The sequence below is a fragment of the Pseudoalteromonas sp. SR44-2 genome, assembly GCF_014163745.1.
Taxonomy (GTDB): domain Bacteria; phylum Pseudomonadota; class Gammaproteobacteria; order Enterobacterales; family Alteromonadaceae; genus Pseudoalteromonas; species Pseudoalteromonas distincta.
Map to the genome: position 1 here is coordinate 1 of NZ_JACJDW010000068.1, position 1,980 is coordinate 1,980.

2 protein-coding genes and 1 pseudogene are annotated in these 1,980 nt (G+C 35.2%); 1 reads left to right on the plus strand and 2 read right to left on the minus strand.

The window, feature by feature from the left end; all coding sequences use genetic code 11:
- Positions 1-124 precede the first annotated feature (124 nt).
- Together H5115_RS19930 and H5115_RS19935 are read right to left on the minus strand one after the other, a co-directional pair.
- Positions 125-436: pseudogene (locus tag H5115_RS19930) on the minus strand (thiamine biosynthesis protein ThiC); the annotation flags it as partial.
- Between the two features lie 339 nt (positions 437-775).
- Positions 776-1,477, minus strand: coding sequence for a metal-dependent hydrolase (locus H5115_RS19935; protein ID WP_182756976.1), 702 nt, complete (start codon positions 1,475-1,477; stop codon positions 776-778).
- 291 nt (positions 1,478-1,768) lie between these two features.
- On the opposite strand from H5115_RS19935, the gene H5115_RS20085 reads away from it, so the two are divergent.
- A partial coding sequence (locus H5115_RS20085; RefSeq protein WP_220487347.1) for a hypothetical protein occupies positions 1,769-1,980 on the plus strand: 212 nt, incomplete at its 3' end.

Consider the following 1,980-nt stretch of genomic DNA (forward strand, 5'->3'; position numbering starts at 1 on the left):
TTATATCAACGGATATTACAACAATGTTAGACCACATCATTATAATGCAGGTTTAGCACCAAATGAATCTGAGGTTAGATACCAAGATTCTAAAACTGTGGCCAAAATTAGTTGACCACTACAGTGCGCCTTCTACTGTGCCTGCGACTTTTCCAAATGTAGAAAACAAAGTAAGTCCAATACTTACCTGCACTATGTTAAGTACTGCGCTAAACGCGATAGCCGACCAGCCTAGTTGAGCGTTTTTTGCTTGCACCATAGCTGTGCCTGCAAAGGCAACTAATAAAGTAAATACCAGTGCTTCTAGTCCCCAAGCAACCTGCCTTGAAAAACTAATTTCAGCACTGTAAAGGGCTGAATAAATACCCTGTGATATCGCCAATACCAACAATAACGATGCTGTAATTAGGGTGGTGCGTTTATGTGTAAATTCCATTATGGACCTCTTTGATTTTATATTTGACGCTTTCAACAGCTGTTGCGGATTTGAATGTATCAAACTGCTTAGTATTTGTATTAAATAGCGTTTATCGTTGTAGGTATAAGACAGGTAAAGCGAGTAAATTATTTCACTTAAACCTATAAAAGTATTAATTAATAACAAACAGGCTCAGGCTATGGCTTTTAATTAAACCTAACTTTGCAAAGCCGCTTTGGTTTAGCCATGCATGTCTCTAAAAGCGCAGTGCCTCATGCCCTCTTAGTAAATCAATATTTGATTACCAAGAGGGCACACATTTTGAATATGTGGTTAAACGGCTTATTACTTATGGCGTTAAGATAAAAACGTAAAATGAGACCAGTCACTTAACGCTGCAATAGTTTGTTCTGTGGGAGGGGCAACATAGATCAAACCTGCAATGGCAATAATTGAAGCTAGCGTAATTAGTTTATTATCGAAGTCAGCTATTTTTAAAGCGGTGCCAAAAGAGCGTTTAATGGTGACATTACTTAAATCTACACTGTAAATTTCATCCAGCAATAAATGAATTAACCCGCCAAGTAAAATAAACCCACCCGTTAACCAGGCAAAGACAGCTGCTTGTGTGGTTGATTGGTCATTCAGTTTCCATGTTAGTTGAGTTGTTAATAGCGCGCATAACAGTATAAATAGTAAAGAGTGGCAACTACCTCTGTGTACTGTGATCCATTCAAAAATAGGTCTAATAATGTATTTCATAAATCCGTAAACCAATAACGGCACTACGATTAACTCGATAAAGCTAATTTCAATAATGAGCTCGGTGGTTATGTAATGCAGTACCAGTAATACAGCGCTGAGAGCGAATAAGTTAAAAATAGTATCGAGTGATGTTGAGTTATCTGAATCTATGTCGGGCAATAAGCCGCCAATAGAACCTAAAAACCATAACCAAAGTGCGCCGTTTAAATCGATATGGCCTGCAGATAATAAAGTGGCTGAGGCTAAGCCTGTGATGATTACGGCAGTATTAAGATGAGTATTGAAGTTTGCCATTGTATCTCTTTATGGGAAAAAGTAGGGCATTCTATCAATTGAAAAGTTTATTGTTCAATATTCTTTTTAATTAGATTTTGTATTACTTTGATTAATATTAATAGGCCATCTAAAATTTTTATATTATATAAAATAAAAATACGCATTTGCTAATGAGGAAGTTAAGTTGTATGTAATAGAATTATCGAAAAATGCGTCAATAAATCGACATATCTCCGTATGTAGTTTGAAGTTGAGTTTAAAATATATTTTATTAATATGATGTATCTAACCTACTAAAAGGAATTACTAGTGCATAGAATATTCATAGTCCTAGCGTTACTGTTAAGTTTTTCAAGTTCAGCATTTGAAAATGTTATATTTAATAAATACTACTTTCCAATTAACGATAGTTGGGAAACGATGAGAATCTTAGAGAATGATGAAGGTTTTGCTTTGATCAACAGTCAAATGCAAACTTTGAGCATAAGAAAATTTGATAACAATGAGCCCTTCATCACTCT

Coding starts and splice junctions, on each gene's coding strand:
- H5115_RS19935 (WP_182756976.1), bottom strand. CDS start 1,477: ATGGCAAACTTCAATACTCATCTTAATACTGCCGTAATCATCACAGGC.